The 3,856-nt window shown below is 58.4% G+C and carries 3 protein-coding genes and 2 tRNA genes; 4 read left to right on the top strand and 1 reads right to left on the bottom strand.

The window, feature by feature from the left end; all coding sequences use genetic code 11:
• Positions 1–242: 242 nt before the first annotated feature.
• The 4 genes from AB4Z11_RS26055 to AB4Z11_RS26070 all read left to right on the top strand — a co-directional run bounded on the left by AB4Z11_RS26055 (position 243) and on the right by AB4Z11_RS26070 (position 2,799).
• Positions 243–515 (top strand): HU family DNA-binding protein, encoded by a 273-nt coding sequence (locus tag AB4Z11_RS26055; RefSeq protein ID WP_055927923.1) that lies wholly within the window; start codon positions 243–245, stop codon positions 513–515.
• A 41-nt stretch (positions 516–556) separates the two neighbouring features.
• Positions 557–632 (top strand) — tRNA-Val (locus AB4Z11_RS26060).
• A 33-nt stretch (positions 633–665) separates the two neighbouring features.
• Positions 666–742, top strand: a tRNA-Asp gene (locus AB4Z11_RS26065).
• Positions 743–900: 158 nt separating this feature from the next.
• Positions 901–2,799: a SurA N-terminal domain-containing protein gene (locus AB4Z11_RS26070; protein WP_442028740.1), complete on the top strand. Its 1,899-nt coding sequence runs from the start codon at positions 901–903 to the stop codon at positions 2,797–2,799.
• Positions 2,800–2,827: 28 nt separating this feature from the next.
• On the opposite strand, the gene mnmH is transcribed toward AB4Z11_RS26070, so the two are convergent.
• Positions 2,828–3,856 (bottom strand): tRNA 2-selenouridine(34) synthase MnmH (mnmH, locus tag AB4Z11_RS26075; RefSeq protein ID WP_442028741.1); only part of this gene is annotated, 1,029 nt, incomplete at its 5' end.

Genomic DNA, 3,856 nt, shown 5'->3' on the forward strand with positions numbered 1-3,856 from the left:
GCCGAAGTAGTCAAACACTGAACCGTGAAAAGCCAGTGTCTGCCACCTCGTGGCAGACACTTGGGTCACCCGGTTTGGAAAAACAGGCGCCATCTGGCGCCTGTTTTGCTATTTACCCTTGACACAGAGTAATCCCGGCTTGTTTAATACGCCCTGAGATTTTTCTCGCAATATTTTTCTGCCTTATTGTTAGGCATGAAAACGGTATAAACGATTTAAACCTTTGTGACGGGGACCTTGCTTTGAACAAGACTGAACTGATCGACCACATCGCTACTTCCGCAGACATCTCGAAAGCGGCAGCCGCTCGCGCGCTGGACGCAGTGATCGATGGCGTAACCACCACCCTGGCCAAGAACGACAGCGTCACCCTGGTCGGCTTCGGCACCTTCTCCGTGAGCGAGCGCGCAGCCCGTACCGGCCGCAATCCGCGCACGAAAGAAGAGATCAAGATTGATGCAGCAAAAGTTCCTAAATTTAAAGCTGGTAAAGCTTTGAAAGACGCTGTACAATAATGGCCTTCGGTAAGCAGTGATGCTTACCGGGCAGTTTAACCGGGCGTTTAGCTCAGTTGGTAGAGCGGATCCCTTACAAGGATTAGGTCGGGAGTTCGACCCTCTCAACGCCCACCAGTTAAACGATTGTAGTACCGTGTTGTGTTTGCAGGAGTGGTAGTTCAGTTGGTTAGAATACCGGCCTGTCACGCCGGGGGTCGCGGGTTCGAGCCCCGTCCACTCCGCCAGAATACCGAAAAAAGCCTCATCAGCCCTAACGCGCCCCAGGTCGCGCTATGTGCAGATGGGGCTTTTTTCCTTTGTGGCGCCTTGCTATGGGGGCAACAGCCCTGTAAAATCGCGCGAACATTTACGTAGCATCCACAAGACCGGAAACCAGCTAACCATGTTTGATTTTGTTCGCACGCATCAAAAACTGATGCAGATTATTTTGGCGATTCTGATTGTGCCGTCGTTTGCCCTCRTCGGCATCAGCGGTTACCGCAGCTTTGGCGAAGACGCCAATACGCTCGCCAAGGTCGATGGCCGTTCGGTGACGCAGCAAGAGCTGGACAACGCACAGCGCAACCAGCTGGACAACCTGCGCCAGCGTATGGGTCCACAGTTCGACCAGAAGCAGTTCGACACGCCGGAATTCAAGCAGAACGTGCTGGATACGCTGATCGCCGAGCGCGCAGTGAACGCCGAAGTGCACCGCGATCACCTGACCGTGACTGACGCTACGCTGCGCAAGATCATCAGCGAGATTCCAGGCCTGGTGGATGACAAAGGCAAGTTCGAAGTCGAGCGCTACAAGGCCGTGCTGGCCGCGCAAGGCATGTCGCCAGAGATGCATCAGGCGCGTCTGCGCCAGGAACTGAGCCTGCAGCAGCTGACCGGCGCCATCGAGTTCAGCGGCTTCGCGCCACGCACCGTGTCCAAGATGATTTCCGACTTCGGCGCACAAGAGCGCGAAGTGCAGGAACTGATGCTGCCGGTGGCTTCCTTCGTGCCGCAGGTGAAGATCACCGACGATATGGTGAAAGCCTTCTACGACAAGAACGCCAAGCTGTTCGAAGTGCCTGAGCAAGCCAGGATCGAATACGTGGTGCTGAACGCCGCTGCGATTGCAGACCAGGTCAGCGTGAACGATGAGGAAATCGCGTCCTATTACAAGAACAACGAAAAGCGCTACAGCGAAGAAGAGCAGCGCCGTTCGAGCCACATCCTGATCAAGTACGGCACCGACAAGGCAGCGTCGAAAGCCAAGGCTGAAGCTATCCTGGCCGAAGTGCGTAAGAACCCGGCCGAATTCGCCAAGATTGCCAAGGCCAAGTCGGAAGACCAGGGCTCCGCGGAGCAGGGCGGTGATCTGGACTTCCTGGTCAAGGGCAGCTTCGTGAAGCCGGTAGAAGACGCGATCCTGAGCCTGAAGCAGGGCGAGATCAGCAATCTGGTGGAGTCCGAATTCGGCTACCACATCATCACCGTGACCCAGCTGAAGCCTGCGCATGTGAAGACGCTGGACGAAGTGAAGCCGGAAATCGTCGCCGAGATCAAGAAGCAGAAGGCCGCGAAGAAGTATTCCGAAATGGCTGAAACCTTCACCAACACCGTGTACGAGCAAGCGGACAGCCTGAAGCCAGCGGCCGACAAGCTGAAACTGAAGATCGAAACCGCCGAAGGCCTGACCCGTCAGCCGTCGCCTGCACTGGGCCAGGCGCCGTTCAACAACGCCAAGTTCCTGACCGCGCTGTTCTCCGATGACGCCATCAAGAACAAGCGCAATACCGAAGCCGTTGAAGTGGCGCCGAGCACTCTGGTTTCCGGACGTATCGTGGAATTCAAGCCTGCATCCAAGCGTCCGCTGGCTGAAGTGGAAGGCGCAATCCGTCAACGCGTGACCATGGAAGAAGCCCTGAAGGCCGCGCACAAAGCCGGCGAAGAGAAGCTGGCTGCAGCGAAAAAGGCCGGTAGCGCTGAAGGCTTCGGTGAAGCCAAACTGGTGTCCCGCGCCAAGCCTGAATTCAATCCTGCGGCCTTCCAGGCTGTGATGCGCGCCGACGTCTCCAAGCTGCCGGCTTATGTCGGCGTGGAAGTACCGGGCGTAGGTTACGGCGTGTACCGCATCGGCAAGGTGCAGCAGCCTGCCAACGAAGACGCAGCACGCCGCGATCAGGAAGCGCAGCAGATCAATACGCTGACCGCGCAGCAGGAAATGGTGGGCTACGTGGAAGTGCTGAAGCAGAAAGCGAAAGTGAAGATCGTTCGACCGGTCACCACCGCTCCGGCGAAAGCCGAATAATAAAAAAGCCGCCCACGGGCGGCTTTTTTTATTCCTTGTGCAGCTGTCTCGCTGCGGCCAGGAAGGAGTCTGGCGAGATGTCCGCGAGCTCCACGGCCTGGGCTTTATCGTACTGTACGAAATTCCTGTTGATCGACTTGGTGTAAGCCGGATCGTAGTGATCCACCAGCAGCTCGTCCACCAGCTCCGGCATCTGGCCGACGCTGGCCATCTCCTGCCAGCGCGCGATCTTTTCCTTGCCGTGCAGTGGCACCAGGAACTCCAGTTGTGCATTCAGCGCCGGCGCATTGCAGGCGAAGTGCTGGTAATCCTCGATCAGCAGCTTCACGCGGTCGGCGCGCGAGACGTTCATGGCCACGCACTGCGAGGCGCGCATGCGGTCCATCAGCGCCGCAGGTACGCGCAGGTCGCCTACCTTCTTGCTCTCGGATTCAACGAACACGGGGTGCGCAGGATCGAAGCGGCGCAGGCGGTCCCAGATCGAGGTCTCAAACGCTTTCTGCGAAGGCTGCGGCTGGCAGGGAATATYGCCCAGCACCGAACCGCGGTGGGCTGCCAGCTGTTCCAGATCCAGCACTTGCGCGCCGATTGCCTCCAGCGTATCCAGCAGGCGGGTCTTGCCGCTGCCGGTAGTGCCGCAGATGACGCGGAAATCCAGCTCCGGCGTCTTTTCAAGTTCGAGGTTGATCTGGTTGCGGAAGGCCTTGTAGCCGCCGTCCAGCTGCACCACCGGCCAGCCGATCTTGGCCAGCACATGCGCCATGGCGCCGCTGCGGTTGCCGCCGCGCCAGCAGTAGATCAGCGGCTTCCAGTCGCGCGGCTTGTCCAGCCACAGCGTTTCGATGTGGTAGGCGATATTCTTCGACACCATGGCTGCGCCGACCTTCTTGGCTTCAAACGAGCCGACCTGCTTGTACATGGTGCCGACAGCGATGCGCTGTTCGTCATCCAGCACCGGGCAGTTGATGGCATTCGGCAGATGGTCCAGCGCGTACTCGGAGGGGCTGCGCGCATCGATGATGGTGTCGAATTCGTCGAGGCGGGCCAGTACGTCTTC

Origin of the sequence: Pseudoduganella sp. RAF53_2, from assembly GCF_052113985.1 — a bacterium.
Classification (GTDB): domain Bacteria; phylum Pseudomonadota; class Gammaproteobacteria; order Burkholderiales; family Burkholderiaceae_D; genus Rugamonas.